The organism is Halomonas fontilapidosi (assembly GCF_014192285.1).
Lineage (GTDB): Bacteria > Pseudomonadota > Gammaproteobacteria > Pseudomonadales > Halomonadaceae > Halomonas > Halomonas fontilapidosi.
The window spans coordinates 574,332-591,378 of sequence record NZ_JACHXQ010000001.1; the positions used below are offsets into that span (position 1 = coordinate 574,332).

General features: G+C 63.6%; 14 protein-coding genes, 1 tRNA gene and 1 pseudogene. 11 read left to right on the forward strand and 5 right to left on the reverse strand.

Annotated elements, in window-relative coordinates:
- Positions 1 to 45 precede the first annotated feature (45 nt).
- The 6 genes from bioB (at position 46) to FHR95_RS02665 (ending at position 4,737) form a co-directional block, all read left to right on the forward strand.
- Positions 46 to 1,200 carry a biotin synthase BioB gene (gene bioB, locus FHR95_RS02640; protein ID WP_183313390.1) on the forward strand — a complete coding sequence of 385 codons (1,155 nt, stop codon included), beginning with the start codon at positions 46 to 48 and terminating at the stop codon, positions 1,198 to 1,200.
- Between the two features lie 7 nt (positions 1,201 to 1,207).
- Entirely contained in the window at positions 1,208 to 2,386 is a 1,179-nt protein-coding gene (gene bioF, locus FHR95_RS02645) for an 8-amino-7-oxononanoate synthase (protein WP_343065161.1), read from the forward strand.
- Positions 2,383 to 3,096: an alpha/beta fold hydrolase gene (locus tag FHR95_RS02650; RefSeq protein WP_183313248.1), complete on the forward strand. Its 714-nt coding sequence runs from the start codon at positions 2,383 to 2,385 to the stop codon at positions 3,094 to 3,096. The genes bioF and FHR95_RS02650 overlap by 4 nt, the downstream gene beginning before the upstream one ends.
- Entirely contained in the window at positions 3,093 to 3,905 is an 813-nt protein-coding gene (locus tag FHR95_RS02655; protein ID WP_183313249.1) for a methyltransferase domain-containing protein, read from the forward strand. The genes FHR95_RS02650 and FHR95_RS02655 overlap by 4 nt, the downstream gene beginning before the upstream one ends.
- Position 3,906: 1 nt before the next feature.
- The gene (bioD, locus tag FHR95_RS02660) at positions 3,907 to 4,608 is read left to right on the forward strand and encodes a dethiobiotin synthase (protein ID WP_183313250.1); all 702 of its coding nucleotides are present in this window, start codon (positions 3,907 to 3,909) and stop codon (positions 4,606 to 4,608) included.
- A gap of 44 nt (positions 4,609 to 4,652) precedes the next feature.
- Positions 4,653 to 4,737, forward strand: a tRNA-Leu gene (locus FHR95_RS02665).
- A 1,107-nt stretch (positions 4,738 to 5,844) separates the two neighbouring features.
- Here FHR95_RS02665 and FHR95_RS02670 read toward each other — a convergent pair.
- The 3 genes and pseudogenes from FHR95_RS02670 to FHR95_RS02680 all read right to left on the reverse strand — a co-directional run.
- Positions 5,845 to 6,189 (reverse strand): annotated as a pseudogene (locus tag FHR95_RS02670) (IS66 family transposase); the annotation flags it as partial.
- 32 nt (positions 6,190 to 6,221) lie between these two features.
- Positions 6,222 to 7,844 carry a tetratricopeptide repeat protein gene (locus tag FHR95_RS02675; protein ID WP_221199171.1) on the reverse strand — a complete coding sequence of 541 codons (1,623 nt, stop codon included), beginning with the start codon at positions 7,842 to 7,844 and terminating at the stop codon, positions 6,222 to 6,224.
- A gap of 393 nt (positions 7,845 to 8,237) precedes the next feature.
- Positions 8,238 to 8,474 carry a hypothetical protein gene (locus FHR95_RS02680; protein WP_143422497.1) on the reverse strand — a complete coding sequence of 79 codons (237 nt, stop codon included), beginning with the start codon at positions 8,472 to 8,474 and terminating at the stop codon, positions 8,238 to 8,240.
- Positions 8,475 to 9,016: 542 nt separating this feature from the next.
- Here FHR95_RS02680 and FHR95_RS02685 point away from each other — a divergent pair.
- Positions 9,017 to 9,373 carry a hypothetical protein gene (locus FHR95_RS02685; protein ID WP_183313251.1) on the forward strand — a complete coding sequence of 119 codons (357 nt, stop codon included), beginning with the start codon at positions 9,017 to 9,019 and terminating at the stop codon, positions 9,371 to 9,373.
- Positions 9,374 to 9,787: 414 nt separating this feature from the next.
- A complete protein-coding gene (gene bioA, locus FHR95_RS02690) occupies positions 9,788 to 11,071 on the forward strand; it encodes an adenosylmethionine--8-amino-7-oxononanoate transaminase (RefSeq protein ID WP_183313252.1) in 1,284 nt (427 codons plus the stop codon).
- An 11-nt stretch (positions 11,072 to 11,082) separates the two neighbouring features.
- On the opposite strand, the gene FHR95_RS02695 is transcribed toward bioA, so the two are convergent.
- Both FHR95_RS02695 and FHR95_RS02700 read right to left on the reverse strand, forming a co-directional pair.
- Complete coding sequence (locus FHR95_RS02695; protein WP_183313253.1) at positions 11,083 to 13,107, reverse strand: CocE/NonD family hydrolase; 2,025 nt, start codon at positions 13,105 to 13,107, stop codon at positions 11,083 to 11,085.
- A 30-nt stretch (positions 13,108 to 13,137) separates the two neighbouring features.
- Positions 13,138 to 14,442 carry an ATP-grasp domain-containing protein gene (locus tag FHR95_RS02700; RefSeq protein ID WP_183313254.1) on the reverse strand — a complete coding sequence of 435 codons (1,305 nt, stop codon included), beginning with the start codon at positions 14,440 to 14,442 and terminating at the stop codon, positions 13,138 to 13,140.
- Positions 14,443 to 14,670: 228 nt separating this feature from the next.
- On the opposite strand from FHR95_RS02700, the gene FHR95_RS02705 reads away from it, so the two are divergent.
- Genes FHR95_RS02705 through FHR95_RS02715 form a run of 3 tightly spaced genes read left to right on the forward strand, consistent with a single transcriptional unit; the run spans position 14,671 to position 17,008 of the window.
- The gene (locus FHR95_RS02705) at positions 14,671 to 15,663 is read left to right on the forward strand and encodes a hypothetical protein (protein WP_246378324.1); all 993 of its coding nucleotides are present in this window, start codon (positions 14,671 to 14,673) and stop codon (positions 15,661 to 15,663) included.
- Positions 15,664 to 15,680: 17 nt separating this feature from the next.
- On the forward strand, positions 15,681 to 15,983 hold the full coding sequence (locus tag FHR95_RS02710) for a winged helix-turn-helix domain-containing protein (RefSeq protein ID WP_183313255.1): 303 nt from the start codon (positions 15,681 to 15,683) through the stop codon (positions 15,981 to 15,983).
- An 8-nt stretch (positions 15,984 to 15,991) separates the two neighbouring features.
- Positions 15,992 to 17,008: an alpha/beta hydrolase gene (locus FHR95_RS02715; RefSeq protein WP_343065162.1), complete on the forward strand. Its 1,017-nt coding sequence runs from the start codon at positions 15,992 to 15,994 to the stop codon at positions 17,006 to 17,008.
- Positions 17,009 to 17,047 lie beyond the last annotated feature (39 nt).

The following is a 17,047-nucleotide window of genomic DNA, read 5'->3' on the forward strand; positions in this document are numbered from 1 at the left end:
AACCTCGATCCAAACGACAAGTTGACCATAAGCGAGCCCACCATGATGCCTGCGTCACACGAGTCCCGCACCGCTTCCCTGACCCTAGCCCCGACAGGCGAGGTCCGCCACGACTGGACGGTCGAGGAGATCGAGGCACTCTTCGCTCTGCCCTTCAATGAACTGCTGTTTCATACCCAGCACGTCCACCGGGCTCACTTCGATCCCAACGCCGTACAGGTCTCCACGCTGCTCTCCATCAAGACCGGCGCCTGCCCCGAGGACTGCAAGTACTGTCCGCAGTCGGGGCACTACAACACTGGCCTGGGCAAGGAGAAGCTGCTGGAGGTCGAGAAGGTGGTCGAGCAGGCCCGAGCCGCCCGCGAGGCCGGCGCCAGTCGCTTCTGCATGGGGGCAGCCTGGAAGAGCCCGCGTGAGAGAGACCTCGATGTCGTGCTGGAGATGGTCCGTCAGGTCAAGGCGCTGGGCCTGGAGACCTGCATGACCTTGGGCATGGTCGACACTGACCAGGCTGGCCGCCTGGCCGAGGCCGGGCTCGACTACTACAACCACAACCTCGATACCTCCCCCGAGTATTACGGCGAAATCATCACGACCCGCACCTACGCCGACCGCCTGGAGACCCTGGGCAACGTGCGCCAGGCCGGCATGAAAGTCTGCTCGGGGGGGATACTCGGCATGGGCGAGGCCCCTCGCGACCGTGCGGCCCTCCTCCAGCAGTTGGTTCGCCTGGAACCACACCCGGAGTCAGTGCCGATCAACATGCTGGTCAAGGTGCCTGGCACGCCGCTCGAGGACGTGGAGGACCTCGACCCCATCGCGTTCATCCGCGCCATCGCCGTGGCCCGCATCCTGATGCCGACAAGCCATGTGCGCCTGTCGGCCGGTCGCGAACAGATGACGGAGTCCACCCAGGCACTGGCCTTCCTGGCCGGGGCCAACTCGATCTTCTACGGCGATCAGCTGCTGACCACGGGTAATCCCCAGGTGGATCAGGACCGCGCGCTGTTCGCCAAGCTGGGGCTGCATCCGGAAGAGGTGGCAAAGAGCGCTCGCGAAGCCTGTGCCGACGACCAGGGCCAGCAAGCAACGCTGGAGGCCGCCATGGCGCGCCAAGCCAGCCAGGCCCGTGCCGCCGAGCTGTCCTACGACGCCACTGCCACTAAGTCCTACGACGCCAATGCCACTACCGAGGCCTGAGGTCCGCGTGTTGGCACCGGGCGACAGCTGGACGACATGGCTCGCCGAGCGCCGAGAACAACGCCGGGCTCGCGGGCTGTGGCGGACGCGCCGCTGCCAGGCTCCCGGGGGCATTCTCGACTTCGCGGGCAACGACTATCTGGGTCTGGCCGGCGACCCGCGTCTTGCCGAGGCCCAGGCCGAAGGCGCCCGACGCCACGGCGCCGGTGCCCGTGCCTCGCACCTGGTCAGCGGCCATCTCGCGGTACACGAGGCTCTGGAACAGCGCCTGGCCGCGCTGACCGGGCGGCCGGCGGCGCTACTCTTCTCCACCGGCTACATGGCCAACCTCGGAACGCTGCAGGCCCTCTGCGATGCCGACACCCGGGTCTTCCAGGACCGCTTGAACCACGCCTCGCTGCTCGATGGCACCGCGCTTGCCGGCGCCCGCTCACGGCGCTTTCACCATGCGGACCTCGAGGACCTCGAGCGGCTGCTCAGTCGAACCCCGCGAGAGGCTCGCATGCTGGTGGTCAGCGACGGGGTCTTCAGCATGGATGGCGACGTGGCCGACATTGCCGGGCTGGCCGCAACCACCCACCGCCATGGTGGCTGGCTGATGGTCGATGATGCTCACGGCCTGGGTGTGCTGGGCGCGGCCGGCGACGGCTGCGTGGGACGTGCCCACGGCATCGGCCGGGTTCCGGTACTGGTCGGCACGCTGGGCAAGGCGCTGGGGTCCGCCGGCGCCTTCGTGGCCGGCAGCCAGGCGCTGATCGACCATCTTGTTCAGTTCGCTCGCCCCTACATCTACACCACCGCCCAGCCGCCGGGGGTGACCGCCGCCACGCTGAAGGCCCTTGACCTGCTCGAGGCGGAACCCGAACGGCGCACCCGCCTCGCCAAGCTGATCGCGCGCTTTCGTAAAGAAGCCGCCACCCTGGGACTGCCGCTGGCTGGCTCCCGCACACCGATCCAGCCGCTGGTGCTGGGCGAGAGCCACCGGGTGATGCACTGGGCAGCTCGACTGGCCGAGCGCGGCATCCTGGTCGGCGCGATTCGCGAGCCTACGGTACCTCGCGGCCAGGCGCGGCTGCGCATCACCCTGAGTGCCGCCCACCGCGATGCCGACCTGGAGGCGCTGTTCGAGGCACTCGCCGACTGCCATGCCCGGGACGCCCTCGCAGAGGGCGAGGTGGGCCCATGACGCCCTTGGTGCTGCTCTCCGGCTGGGGCTGCGACGCGCGACTCTGGCAGCCGCTGGACGGGCACTGGCCCGACGCAGTTCGCGTCAGTACGCCGAACTGGCCCGGCTACGGGGACCGCCCCCCGCTGGCAGATCCCGGCAGCCTGGCTCAGCTGGCCAAGGACATGGTGGGCGCTCTTCCAGCGGACGCCATCTGGGTGGGCTGGTCGTTGGGTGGGCTGCTCGCCGCCGCGCTGCTCGACCACCTGCCCGCGCCTCGCGCGCTGGTGCTGCTCGGCATGGCCGAGCGCTTCTGTCACCCGAAGGGCATCCCCGTCACGGAGTTGCGGTCCTTCCAGCGGGCCTTCGCGCGAGCCCCCGACGCCACCCACCGGCACTTCCTGCGCTGGCAGCTGGCCGGCGAGCCCGACCCGCGCGCCGCGCATCGACGACTGCGCGCACTGCTCGACGATGGCGGCGCCGCCGACCGCGCCACCCTGGCCGCGGGACTCGACCAGCTCGGCGAGCTGGATAACGCTGAGCGCCTGGCCCACGCACCCTGCCCGGTATGGCGGGTCTCAGGAGCACATGACCCGCTGCTCGCGCCGACCCAGCGCGAGAGCGCCGATCATCATCTGACCGGTGCCGGTCACTGCCCGATGCTCAGCCGGCCGGCGTCACTGGCCGCCTGCCTGGCCGGTATCGCCTCCAGCGGAGGCGCCACGTCATGACCGCACTGCCGCTCGCCACGTCCGACTGCGCAGGCGCCCTGCGCGGTGACGACTGGCAGGCCCGCGTGGCCCGGGCCTTTTCGCGTGCTGCGCCACACTACGCCGAACGCGCCGTCGCGCAACGCCGCATGGCCGAGACACTGCTATCCCAGCTTCCCGAGAACGCCGAAGAGGTTCTGGACCTGGGGTGCGGGCCGGGGGAGCTGGCCGCGCACCTGGCCGCCCGCTTCGGTCCCCGCTGCACGGTCATCGGCCTGGACCTGGCCCCGGGCATGCTCGAGGTGGCCCGCCGCACACACGGTAAAGCAGCCCGCTGGCTGTGCGGCGATGCCGCCGCCCTGCCGCTGGGCGAGGCCAGCCAGGATCTGGTGGTATCCAACCTGGCCGTACAGTGGTGCCCGGACCTCGACGCCGTGATGGCCGAGCTTCGTCGCGTCCTGCGCCCTGGCGGCCGGGCGTTGATCAACACCCTGGCGCCGGGGACCCTGGCCGAGGTCGATCACGCCTGGTCACGGCCCGGCCAACCCGCCGACCTGCTGGGCTTCCGCGACGCCGCGCGTCATCACGGCGCGGCCAGAGGAGCAGGCTTTCGCCATCTCGACTGTCGCGAGCAGATGCTGCAATTTCACTATCCGGACCTCGCCGCGGTGATGGCCTCCATCAAGGGCATCGGCGCCCAGACCTCGCGGCCCGGGACGCAGCTCACCCGCGGCGACCTGGCAAGGGCGGCACATCGCTATGAGGCGCAACGCGAACCCCAGGGCTTGCCCGTGACCTATCGCCTGCTGACCCTGGAGCTTTACGCCTGAGATGAGCGCCTACTTCGTTACCGGCACCGACACCGATGCCGGCAAGACCCTGGTCACCAGCGGCCTGCTGGCCCTGGCGCGCCGTCGCGGCCTGACCACCCTGGGCCTCAAGCCCGTGGCCTCCGGTTGCGAAACCACATCCGAGGGACTGCGCAATGCCGATACCCTGGCGCTGCAGGGCCAGAGTCACCCCGCGGCGAATTACACCATGGTCAATCCCTTCGCCTTCGCCCCCGCCATTGCCCCGCATCTGGCCGCGCGCCGGACTGGCGTACGGCTGGCCCTCGATGACCTGGTCGACCATGCCCGGCCACTGCTTGCCGAGCAACGCGACCTGACCCTGATCGAGGGCGCCGGCGGCTGGCGGGTACCGCTCAATGGGCAAGAGGACCTCTCGGCGCTGGCCGTCAGGCTCGAGCTACCGGTGATTCTGGTGGTGGGCCTGCGTCTGGGTTGCATCAGCCATGCGCGACTGACCGCCGAGGCCATTCGGGCAGACGGTCCACGCCTGGCCGGCTGGGTGGGCAGCCTGGTGGACACGGCGTTCGCTGCCGACACGAGCCTCTACCGTGACAACCTGGCCACCCTCGAGGCCACGCTACCCGCGCCCTGCCTGGGCGTTTTGCCACGGCTGGCCTCCGATCCGCCATGGGCCATGGCCAAGGCCGCCGCGGATTATCTGATGCTGCCCGATGGTGATTGACTTGCACGGGAGCGTCCGTAGAATATGTCCGCCTGCCTACCCGTGCGGATGTGGTGGAATTGGTAGACACGCCAGATTTAGGTTCTGGTGCCGTAAGGCGTGGGAGTTCAAGTCTCCCCATCCGCACCAGGTTCGCCCCGAGCCTGCATGAGTCCTAACTCCTTGAGTCAGAAAGGCTTACAGCCGTGGAAGGTGTCACACTTCGGTGCGACATTTGGAGTCTCCCATGGCCTACGGCAGCTACCTGACTCGGAGCCTACACCGGACAACCTACTACGCCCGGATCGTGATCCCACTTGATCTGCGACAACAGCTCGCAGGGAAATCTGCGACAACAGCTCGCGGGGAAGCGTGAGGTCAGGCAAAGCCTCAAAACCACCTGCAAGGCAACAGCCAAGTGAACCGTACCGGCTTTCTCGGAGAACCGTTGGTTTGAGTCAAGCCACCTTCTTGGCCTGGCCCTATTGTCATAATACTGCGCTTCTCGCTCGGCCGGCGGCATGTTGCCGATCGGCTCCAGGAGCCGTCGATGGTTGAACCAGTCGACCCACTCCAGGGTGGAGAGTGTAAAGTGACCCGATTGGAGCGGAAGCAAAAGCCTGTGGCAATCTTTGGCAATGAGCTCTAAAAATTTAGCTGCTTCAGAAGCTAAACACTACACGAGAAGGCATCACTCTCGACTCGGCGAATTTTCTATAACAAAGGAAAAAGCATGCCACACTGCGAGGAACGAATTATTAAAAATAATCGATTACATTGATAGAGAAAGCTTCAAGACCGGCCTTACGGATAATGGGCATAACAAGTTATTTAAATAAGTAAAAATCAATTTTTATAAAAATTGCGCAAAGCCCATATTTTAATATTCTGAGCGGCCTGGTTCTTCTTGCCACTGCCGGCTACGAGACATGGGCAAACATTGAAGAAGTGTCTATAGGTACTCACCATGGCATCTTGATTTTCATCATTGTTCATCTCTTAAAAACAATACCCAAGTTTGTGCAAGGCCTAAAGGACGTGAATGAGTCAAAGAAAACACACTAAATCTATACCTGAATATACAAAATCGACATATTGAAAATCTCGCAAAACATTTAGCTATAAAGCAATATTATCTCATCATCGTTGAGTGTGGAATTCTCGTAAGCGCTCCACGAACCCCATCTGTTGCGGCCTGAGTTAGACCGGTAGAGCGTCTTTCCAGCGCCAGGGGAACAGCGCGTCGAGATCGTCATGCTAGCCGAGTATCGGCAGGGTTTCGAACACGAATTGCAGATCGTCGTAGGGTGACAGGCCGTTGCCCTTGGCCGTCTCCATCAGGCTGTAGATTGCCGCGCTGCCGTGGGCGCCGCTCGGTGTGTGGCTGAACAGCCAGTTCTTGCGGCCTACCACAAAGGGTCTGATGGCATTCTCGGCCGGGTTGTTGTCCAGCGTAATCCGGCCATCATCGAGGAAACATCTCAGGCGTTGCCACTGACCATCCAAGTAGTGCAGCGCCTTACCCAGCGCGCTTTTCTGCAGCACCTGGTTGGCTGATTTTTCGAGCCAGGTGCGCAGTTGGGTGATCAGCGGGCGGGTCTGAAGAGCGGGCCAGCACTAACCCCAGTCCGCTTTTACTGGGTTACCGCCAGCCTTATCTGTTGGAAAGAATCACGCTCGCTCTCCGGAGCGGTTTCCAGCAGCCGGCGGGACCAGAGCTCGGCAGCGTCGCCATCACCAGCAGCTTCCGCCGCGCGGACGGCGCCCTCGAGGGTGTTATAGCGTTGCGGCCAGGTTCGATTGGAGTTGTCGTAAGCGGCCAAGGCCTCCGCCGAACGATCAAGAGACACCAGCAGGTCCCCGAGTGCCTCGTAAGGAGGGAGCAACGATCCCGGTGTAACCGGATGTTTTTCGGCGGTGGCCTCTAGCTCTCCAGCGGAGCGCAACAGCGCTATAGCATCTTCAGGCCTGCCCTCGGCTTTCGCAATCCAGCCGGAAAGAATGCGGCGGTCCACTTCGATATAGGTTGAGAAACGCGGATCTGCGGCAGAACCGGCATCCCTCACCAGGGATACCAACTGCTGTTCCGCTTCACGGGCGGCGGCCAAGTTGTCGGTATGGACGGCGCCCAGCCCCCGCGCAAACCAGCTCAAGCCAGTCGGCCAGGGAAATTGCTGCCAGCGGATATAGTCGGGATCGCCGAGCGTAAGGGTTGCTGCCGTTTCCCAATCTCGTGTTTCGACAGCCAGCCTTGCCGGCATGGAGGCCAGATGGAAAGCTCCGGGGAAATTCGCCTGATGCGGCCCATTCGCCTGGGCAGTTGCCCACACGTCCCTAGCCGCACTGTCCTCACCACGCTGGAGGTGGCCATAGACCTGATAGTCAAGCGCGTGGACGTAATGAAAGGATTTCGCACCATCAGCCACGTGATTCACCGCCACCTCGGCGGACCGTTGGTTCCACTCGATCACCCGAGCCCAGTCGCCAAGCCGGACATAGATATGTGAAGGCATATGAAGCGCATGGGGCACACTGGGGGCAATCGCGCCATAGGATTCCACAACCTCAGTCGCATCCCCCGCCCGGCCATCCGCATCGGTGGCGTGGATGCTGTAATGGACTGCCCCAGGGTGTCTGGATTCGTTTTCCCAGACCCTGCGAAGGACCTGCTCAGCCTCGTTGAGTAGGGCACTGCGATCATCGGCGGACAGTGCGAGTGTCAGGCGCGACAACGCATAAAGCGAAGCGACGTCAGAATCCTCTGGAAAGGCCTGATACGCCTCACTCATGCCGTTAATCCAGCCCGCCAGGCGCACCTGCACCTGGTCGGTCTCGGGAGCAAAGAAAGCTGCGGTAGCCTCAACCAGCTGCCGCTCACGTGGGTCTTCGACAGCGTCCAGCGCTTTCTGGATGCTCCGCCGACCGAGGGTGATATCCCCTTCGCTCGGCGTGGTAGCCCATAACGGCTGGAACAGGGTTGTCGCTACGCCCCAATGGCCCATGGCGCAGCCGGGATTGGCGCGGACCACGGCTTCGAACTCCGCTCGCGCTCGGGCATACATCATATGATGCATCATCCCTAACGCATGGTCGACGTCAGCGCGAACAGCATCGTCACAGTTAGCCTGGAAGTCGATGGTGCCGATGTCGTTTCTGGCACTGAGCGCAGGGTCATCTTGACTGGTTTCTTCCAAGGCAATCGCAGGAATAGCAACACCAAGAGAGGCGGCAAGCAAGACAAGACGGAATGTTTTCATGACAGGACTCCAGTGAAACCCGATTGCGGGCGGAGCCGGCATGTCATACATCGATCAGGAACTGGGAACACGCTACCAGAAACTGGTCCAGCATGCGCAGCTTATAACAACAATGGTAGTCCGTTGTGGGTTGCTTAGCCAGCACCTTTCTTGCTCAATTTATCCGCCAGCTCAGAAAAATAAAGTCGAGAGACTGCATACTCGCGACCGTTATGGTCCTTGCCTTTAGTGGCAGGACGATGGCAGGAATTCGCGTATGACACTAGGGATCGATGGAGTTGACCTGAATCCATTATCAAGAAAAACCACGGCTCTAGATGAGTCGTGGAAGTGACGAAAATTCTTCACACCAGGCATTCTTTTCTAGATAAAGGAATTACCCGATGCATAGTGTCAGTGCCACCAGGGATCGGGTGTCACGACGGTAGCCGGAGTTGTTCGAGTTGCCGGTATGACCATTGTTCCCAGTTGCGCCCTTGTCGGTGTTGACGTCTTTATCATGGTGGACATCACTGCCTTTTCATGGAGACGTTTCATGCGCTCTTCCAGATACACCGAGTCTTCCGCCATCACAGTAGGGGCGAACAGCAGTGTGATGACCAAGGCTGATGCGTATGCCGTGAGTTTCATGTTGATTACCTCGCAAGGGTATCGAGGGTGCGTATATGGTCGACAGCAGACTCTTGATGCCGAATGACGCCCCGATACCGTGATGAGCCCTACGGCGCTGAGTCACGCAGGAGCAGCACAGCATTTTCTGTGAGCAGGTGCTTGGATGGTCCCTCGGCGCGATAACCGAAGGCGGATGCTCGAGTCCCCGATGCGGTGTTGCACGTTGCGAAAATCGCCGTGCCATCAGCCTGAGGCATCTCGGTGAGGACATTGGAATGACTTGGGCAAGTCACATTTGCTCATCAGAACAATAAGCGCATGGTCAATGTCGTGGGTCTCGTATTTGTCGCCAGGGAGCGTCTTGCTTAGGCATGTTTACTATAGTGCACTTCGAGATAAACATTTCATTTCTGTGCGAGATTTTTTTTCACGTCATGGGAGTTATTGGTGATTTTATAACATAAAAGATTGTCGAATATTAGGGCTCTCCGTCGCTGGGTGTGGAATTCGCCCCCTGCACTGGGCCAGGATATGACCTCCACGACGCTCGGAGGCATGGCATGGAAGGCACCCTGGTCTGCCCTAGTCTGGTGCTGGAAGAGCCCGGTATTCTCAATAAGCAGCACTTGGATACTTTCCACCTGGCGGACTGGCATGCATTAGAGCCAATTCTTGAGAGCAACGTGCCCTTCCTCCTTGCGGCTGGCGACATTGCGCTGCCCACCATTGCGGACCTGGGTGATGGTGGCCTTGGTGAAACCTTAGGCGTCAAGCAAGGAATAGATGAACTCATCGCTGTCGGCGTCTGGACGTGTCGCAACGGTAAGGGTGTCCATGCTGTAGGACTGATCGAAGGCCATGCGGGGCGTGCTCCCTGCGTGCAGGCTTTGGCTGAGCCCGTCATTCGTTATTCTTAGAGACTACTCACGCAAACAGGGGATGTCACTCGAGCGGAGCGCTGGAGGCCGGGGGCAGTCGGCTATTTTGTCAAACAGGTATCTCAGATGGCGAGCGCTTCCCAATAACGCTGTAAACTAGCTAAGGGGGAACAAGGTTACACCTTGCTGTCTCGCTCACGCCTCGCTAGGATAACCGCACCAACCCACTCACTGTTGGGTGTCACACTTCCACACAGATGGTTAGCGAACGCTAACCATCAAGGCTATGATTCATGGGAATTTGTGGTGCCGGTTGGCGTAGTGAGTTCCCCTCTCCCCATCCGCACCATCTGTTCTCCCTGTTGTCGACGCGCTCCCGTCCGTCATCCCCCGAGATGCGCGGCGCCTTCGCGTGCCCATCGTACCGCTTTCACGCTGCCACGGAGTTCTCTCATGACCGCTCCCCTCTCCTCTCCCGTCTGGCACCCCTATGCCCATCTCAAGACCCAGCGCCAAGCGCCCAAGGTGGTCGGCGGCGAGGGGCCGCGCTTTACCCTGGAGGGCGGCGAGACGCTGCTCGACGCCACCTGCTCCTGGTGGTGCATGATCCACGGCTACGCGCACCCGCGGCTGGTGGCGGCGATCCGCGAGCAGGCCGGCGAACTCTGCCACGTGATGCTCGGCGGCCTGACCCACGAGCCCGCCGACCGCCTCGCCCGGGAGCTGGTGCGCGTCACGCCCGAGGGGCTCAATCACGTCTTCTACTCCGACAGCGGCTCGGTGGGCATGGAAGTCGCCATGAAGATGGCCGTGCAATACCACCAGCTGCACGGCAAGCCGGGCAAGCACCGCCTGATGTCGCTGATGAAGGCCTACCACGGCGATACCGCCGGCTGCATGGCAGTCTGCGATCCGGAAGAGGGCATGCACTCGCTGTTTGCCGGCTACCTGCCCCGCCACCCCTTCGCGCCGGCCCCCACCGCGCCCTTCGATGCCGAGCCCGACGCCGTGGCGGCGGACCTGGCTGCGCTGCGCGAGGTTCTGGAACGCCATCACCACGAGGTCGCCGCCCTGCTGATGGAGCCGCTGCTGCAGGCCGCCGGCGGACTCAACATGACCTCGCCCCACTATCTCAAGGGAGCGCGCGAGCTGTGCGACGAATTCGACGTGCTGCTGGTCTTCGACGAGGTGGCCACCGGTTTCGGCCGCACCGGGCGGATGTTCGCCGCCGACCATGCCGATGTCACGCCCGACATCATGGTGCTCTCCAAGGGGCTTACCGGCGGCTATCTCGGCCACGCGGCGACGCTGGCCACCGACCGGGTCCATGATGCCTTCGTCGGCGACACTCCCGAGCACGCCTTCATGCATGGCCCCACCTTCATGGGCAACCCGCTGGCCTGTCGTGTGGCGCTGGAGAGCCTGGCCGTCTTCGAGGAAGAGGACTATCCGGGCAAGATCCACGGGCTCAACCGGGTGCTGCGCGAGACGCTGCTGGATGACGAGGCGCTGGCCGCACACCCCGCCGTTGCCGACGTGCGAGTGCTGGGCGCCACTGCAGTGATCGAGACCCATGACGCAGCCGTCCTGGCCGGCGTCGGCGACTGGGCCCGCGAACAGGGCGTCTGGCTGCGTCCCATCGGCCGCTGGCTGTATACCATGCCCGCCTACATCACCGCCGAGCGCGACATGCGCCACATCACGACGGTGATGAAGGAGTGGTTCCTGGCGCGGTGACTGTCCCGGGGCTAGACCAGCCGGCGCGGAATAGTGAGATCCCAGCTGCGGCAGTGAACGCGCCGTTCGCCCTCGTAGGCATCCAGCGTGGCGTGCAACTCGAAGGCCACGGCGGTCGACGTCAGCACGGTGCGGGTTACCGTGCTCACCTCCCAGTCCCCCCGCTTCAACGAGCGTTCCCAGAGCGTGGTAGCCTTCAGGGAGTCGAAATCGTCGTCTCGCGACTGATAGGTCTCCACCGCGCGTGTTGCCACCTCCAGCTCGCTGTCCTCCAGACGAATCCGGCCGTTGTCGTTGATCACCTCCAGCGTCGAGAGATCCTCGGCGAGGTCACGATGCACATACCAGTTGTGATGCCCCGTCTCGAGTGTCGTCGCCGGGATGGTCGGCGCGGCCTCGGGCTCGGCAAATTCAGCCAGACGATCATCCTCGTCGCGCGGCGGGCGCTGCGGCAGATGCAGCGCACTGCCCTTGTCGAAGATCGTCAGTCGCACCCGCTCGGGCGGCGCCCACGCCAGCGGCCAGTAGGACGTGGAAAGCGAGAGCCTGAGTCGGTGACCCCGCGGGAACACCTGAGCGACGTCGTTGCACTTGACGCGGACCCGGTAGCGACGCCCCGGCTCCAGGGCGCTAGGGGTCTCGTTGCTGTCACGATGCGTCAGATTGAGCAGGCCATAGGTCACGCGGGTGGCCTTGTCGTCTGGCGCCACGTCGGAAAGCCGGACCGCCAGCATCGCCACGGGACGGTCGGCGGAAAGCTCCAGCTCCACTTCCGGCGCGCCCATTATTTCGAGGGCCTCGTCCAGCGGCGGCGTTTCGAAGGTCAGGGCGCCCCCATCCTCTTCTCGCTGGTCATGGGCCAGATCGGGGCCTGCCGCATAGGAGCACCATTTACCGGCAAACAGGCCGCAGGTCAGCGGCGACTGCAGGGTGAGGGCGGTTTCCTCCCGGCGCCGCTGGCCATCCAACGCCAACCTGCCTGGCGCCAGCGACAGGCGCCAATAGGAAACGTTGGGCGAAGGCCAACTCGGCTCAGCCACCCAGCGCCCCGGCCGACAGCCATAGCGAGTGGTCGGCGGCATACTGTCCTGCATCCAGACCCGAACGGCGGGATCCTGCTCCAGGCCGCGGTCTATGCCCTTCAGGCATTGGTCCCACCAGCGCAGGCACTCCTGCAGGAAACCGATGGCCGGCCCCGGCTCGCCAAGATGGGGATACTTGTGGCTCCAGGGCCCGATCAACCCCTTGCAGTGCTCGGGCAGATTCTCCACCAGCCGCTTGACGGCGTTGGAATAGCCGTCCGCCCAGCCGCTGACGGCCAGTATCGGCACCTCGACGCGGGAAAAGTCCTCGCAGATGGAACCGTGCTGCCAGTAGGCGTCACGGTGTTGGTGCTCGAGCCAGGTGGCAAGCCATAGGCCGCTCCCTTCGAGCCGCTGGTGCCACATCTCTCGCCAGGCATCACCGACCACGCTGGGATCCGGCGGCAGCGAATTGTAGGCGAACATGGTGGAGGCCCAGGAGAGATTGTCGCCCAGCAGGCAGCCGCCCATGTAGTGGACATCGTCCGCATAGCGGTCGTCGGTGGAACAGACGCTGATCACCGCGCCGAGTTCCGGTGGGCGCCGATAGGCCAGCTGCAGGCCATTGAAGCCGCCCCAGGAAATGCCGATCATGCCCACCTTGCCGGCACACCAGGGCTGAGCGGCGATCCAGCGCAGGATCGCCTCGCCGTCGAGCAGTTCCTGTTCCAGGTATTCGTCGGTGAGTACGCCGCCGGAGTCCCCGCTGCCACGAATATCCACCCGCAGCGAGGCGTAGCCATGCCCGGCAAAGTAATGGTGGTGCATGGCGTCCCGCCGCGCGGAGCCATCGCGCAGGCGGTAGGGGATATATTCCAGAATGGCGGGCACCGGTGCCTCTTCGGCGCCTTCCGGCAGCCACAGGCGGGCACAAAGTTCGATGCCGTCGTCCATGGGAATCCAGACGGGATCCCGGCACTCGACCGGGTAGGGAAAGTCGGTCACGACATGCATGACACGGTCCTCCTTGAATAACGCAATGGCTCAGTGGGACTCCTGCTCGGTTAGGGGGTCGATCTCGAAGGGCAGCATCCGCCGACACGCCTCGATCCGCTCGATCAGCGCCTCGCGGTTCTCGGCCCCGGTAAACAGCACGCCCAGTTCGAAGGAGAAGGAGTCCTGGTGCTGAAGCTCCGAGAGCTGCATGCCCTCTTTCACGTTGAGATGCACCAGGGTCCCCGGGAACCGCTCCTCGACCTCGCGGATCTCCTCTTGCGAGGGCACGCGACGCACCCAGCCATCCTCGAAGACGCGCAACATCTGCTTGGCAGCAATGGCGTAATCGCCTTCGCGGTGTGGCATGCGCGGGGCAATGCCCAGCGCCGTGTCGACCATTACCTGCATGTGCGGCGCGCCGTCGACCAGCTGAAATATCGCCGCATGCGAGCGAGAGATGCGCGAATTGATCTCGAGCAGCCACAGACGGTCATTCTCCTCATCGAGGAAGTACTCGATGTTGAACGGTCCATCGTCGTAGCCGATATGCGACAGAAAGCGGCGAGTGTTCGACAGTATCCGCTCCTGCAAGGCGTCGGGCAGCGTGGAAGGATATTCGTAACGCAGCAGCACGGAGGCGTGCGTCTCGTCCCTCAAGCTGTCGATGATCCCCTCGGCATGTACTTCGCCGTTCTGAACATACCCCTCCAGGGTACATTGGCGACCGGCAGAGATGATCGCCTCGGCGATACAGTGATGGCCTGAAATAGCGGCCACTTCCTCGGGAAGCTCGGCCAGGGCCATCACCTCGTCGAACGGCTCGCCGAAACGGCCGATGCCGCCGCGAATCGTCGGCAGCGCCTCGCGGAGCTGGTCGGCGTTCTCGATCAGGAAGCCGAGATGAGAGGAGTGGGCCTTTATCGGCTTGATCCAGAACGGATAGTCGATCTCGACAGAATCGACGGCCCGCTCATCAAAGGGGTCGATGGCCTGGAAGGCCGGCACACACGCCGGGATCACTTTCGCCTGCTCCAGGCGGCTCCAGTACTTGTGCTCACACTTGAGAAACGCCTCGAGCGACGGGCCGGGCAGGCCGTATTCCCGGCGCAGGACCGGCAGCAGGCCGCTGGTCGGAAAATCCCAGTACCCGACGATGGCATCCACCGACCCGGGAAAGCGCTCGAGCTGAGCCAGGGCAGTCGCGACGAGACGTTCGAAGGGGTATTCATCGGCATGCACCACCTCCTCGAAGGATAATAACTCGTGGAAGGCATAGTCCTCGCGGTGGCGCAGGTGCGGCAGCATCTGCCTGCTCAGCTCATCCTGGCCGATGATAAAGACATTCCAGCTCATGCGATTTCCTCCGACATGCTCGTCTCCTCAGTGTGGACCATACAGCCCCCAACCGTGGCGACTTGGACGACCTTTCAGCATGTCAATGTTCCGCCGTCATGACTTGATATCGATCAAGGAGTCACGAGCCAAAGGGAGACAGCGGGAGGGCCGCAAGGCACGAGACGATGGTGCCAAGGATGGCGAAGCCGGTAAACTGCCCGACAAACAGGGCCAAGAGACGCAGAGATGAAGGGATTGCGAACACTGTTAGCCATATCGCTGGCCACCCTCGGCCTGGCTGCCCATGCCAATCCCCCGGAGGTCGACGACAGCGATTTGCCAGCGTGGGCCGAAAAACAGCTAGGACCCTTCCATGCCCGTGTCTCGCGCTGGGTGGAGAGCACCTCGCGCCGCATCGACGGCTTCTTCGGAACCACCGATGCACTGAGCGTGGACACCGACTCCTACTTGCGCCTCAGCCAGGAGTGGGACTGGCGGGAAGGTGAGCCCTTCGACCAGGACCTGGGCGCGCGTTTCCGCCTCGACCTGCCCACCACCGAGGAGCGCCTGAGACTGATCATCGAGAGCGAACCCGACGAGACCCGCGGCACCTTGTCGGAGCGAGAGTCGGCGCTCAGCGATGATCCCGCCAATAGCCTGGGCGACCTGCTGGTGGGCTTGAACCGCCTCGGCGACAAGGACAAGACGCGCCACTGGAACACGCGCGTTGGTGCCGGTATCAAGCTGCGCCTGCCGCTCGAGCCCTACGTGCGGCTAACCAGTCAACGGCTCTGGACCCTGCAGGAGGGCCCCTGGCAGTTGCACAGCGACAACCGCCTGTCCTGGTTCAACGGCGACGGCTACTCTGCCCGCACCCGCTGGGACCTGGGCAGGCCACTCGACGAGCAGCGTCACCTGCGCTTTCTCACCAACGTCCAGTGGCGCGAAACGGTCGACCACCTCGAGTTCAGCCAGGTCGTGGAGCTCAACCACCGCCTCAACCGCCGCAGCGTACTGCGCACCTCGGGCGGGGTGATCGGCGAGAGTGGATCCAACCCCGCCATCGAGGACAGCTATCTCGAGGTTCGGTTTCGTCGAGACATTCACAAGGGCTTCACGTTCCTGGACGTTGCCCCTTCTCTGCACTTTCCCCGCGACGCCGGCCGCGACCCGCGCTGGGCACTGACCCTGCGTCTGGAAATGTATTTCCGCCGCCACATCGACCGCGTCAGCCTGTAACGCGAAGGAGCCCTCGCATGCCCCTGAGCAAGACCCGTTCGAGCTTCTACCGCCGCCTCTATGTGGCGCATCTGGTGGCGACCGGTACTGCCAGCGTGCCGGCCATCACCGCGGCCACCGGCATGCCCCGGCGCACCGCTCAGGATACGCTGGGCGCGCTGGACGAGCTGGATATCCGCTGCGAGTTCGAGCCGACCCCCGGCGAGCGTCACAATATCGGCGCCTTCGTGATCCGCGACTGGGGACCGATCGATCCGGCCTGGGTAGCAGCGCATGCCGAGCGGCTGCGAGACGCCCTGGGCTACCCACCCCGAAGATGAGCCATGCGGTGAGACGACGCCTTATCCGTCAACTGACGTGGCTGGGCCTCCTGCTGCTGTTGACCGGATGCGGCTGGGGCGACTGGCGCCAGATTCCGGCATCCGGCAATGATACGACACGGCTGGCGGATGGCGGGATCATTGCCGATGACGGCTACCGATTACCCCTTCATCACTGGCCAGCCAAGGGCGACCCACAGGCCATCGTGCTCGGGGTACACGGTTTCAACGAACACGGTGGCACCTTCAAGCGCCTCGCCGACGACCTGGCACCCCAAGGCATTACCCTCTATGCCCACGACCAGCGCGGCTTCGGCACCACCGCCCAGCGCGGCCTCTGGCCAGGCCACGAGCGGCTGGCCGCCGACGTCACCCTGCTCGCCGAGCGGCTGAGCGCGCGCCATCCGCAAATCCCGCTTTACCTGGTCGGCCACAGCATGGGCGGCGCGGTGACAATCCTCGCCCTGAGCGGTGAGAACCCGCCGCCCGTGGATGGCAGCGTGCTGATCTCACCCGCGGTGTGGGGCTTCGAGGCCATGCCCTGGTACCAGCGTCTGGGTTTGTGGCTCGGCGTGCGCCTTTTCCCCGCCTTGAGCGTCTCCTCGGACATCGTCCAGCGCTTCGGCATCGAGCCCACCGATGATCCCGCCGTCAGGCGCCGGTTGGCAAACGACCCGCTGATCCTTCGCCGCGCGCGCATTGACACCCTGCACGGCGTAAGCCTGGCCATGGAGGCGGGCCTGGAGGCCACCCGACGACTGCCGGCTCCGTCACTGATCCTGTATGGCAGCGAGGACCACATCATCCCACCGGAAGCGATCTGTGCCCTGCTCGCACGACTGCCCGAGAAGGAGGGCTTTCGCCTGGCGCTCTACCCTCAGGGCTACCACATGCTGACCCGCTATACGAAACGCGAGCGCACCGTGGCCGATATCGCCGCCTGGCTGCTTGACCCCGACACTCCCCTGCCTTCGGAGCATGAGCTAAATCATCGGCAGGCTCGCCGGACCCTCTGCGATACATAACGCCCTGCTCAACGTTTACTAAACGTTGAGCAGCCCGCC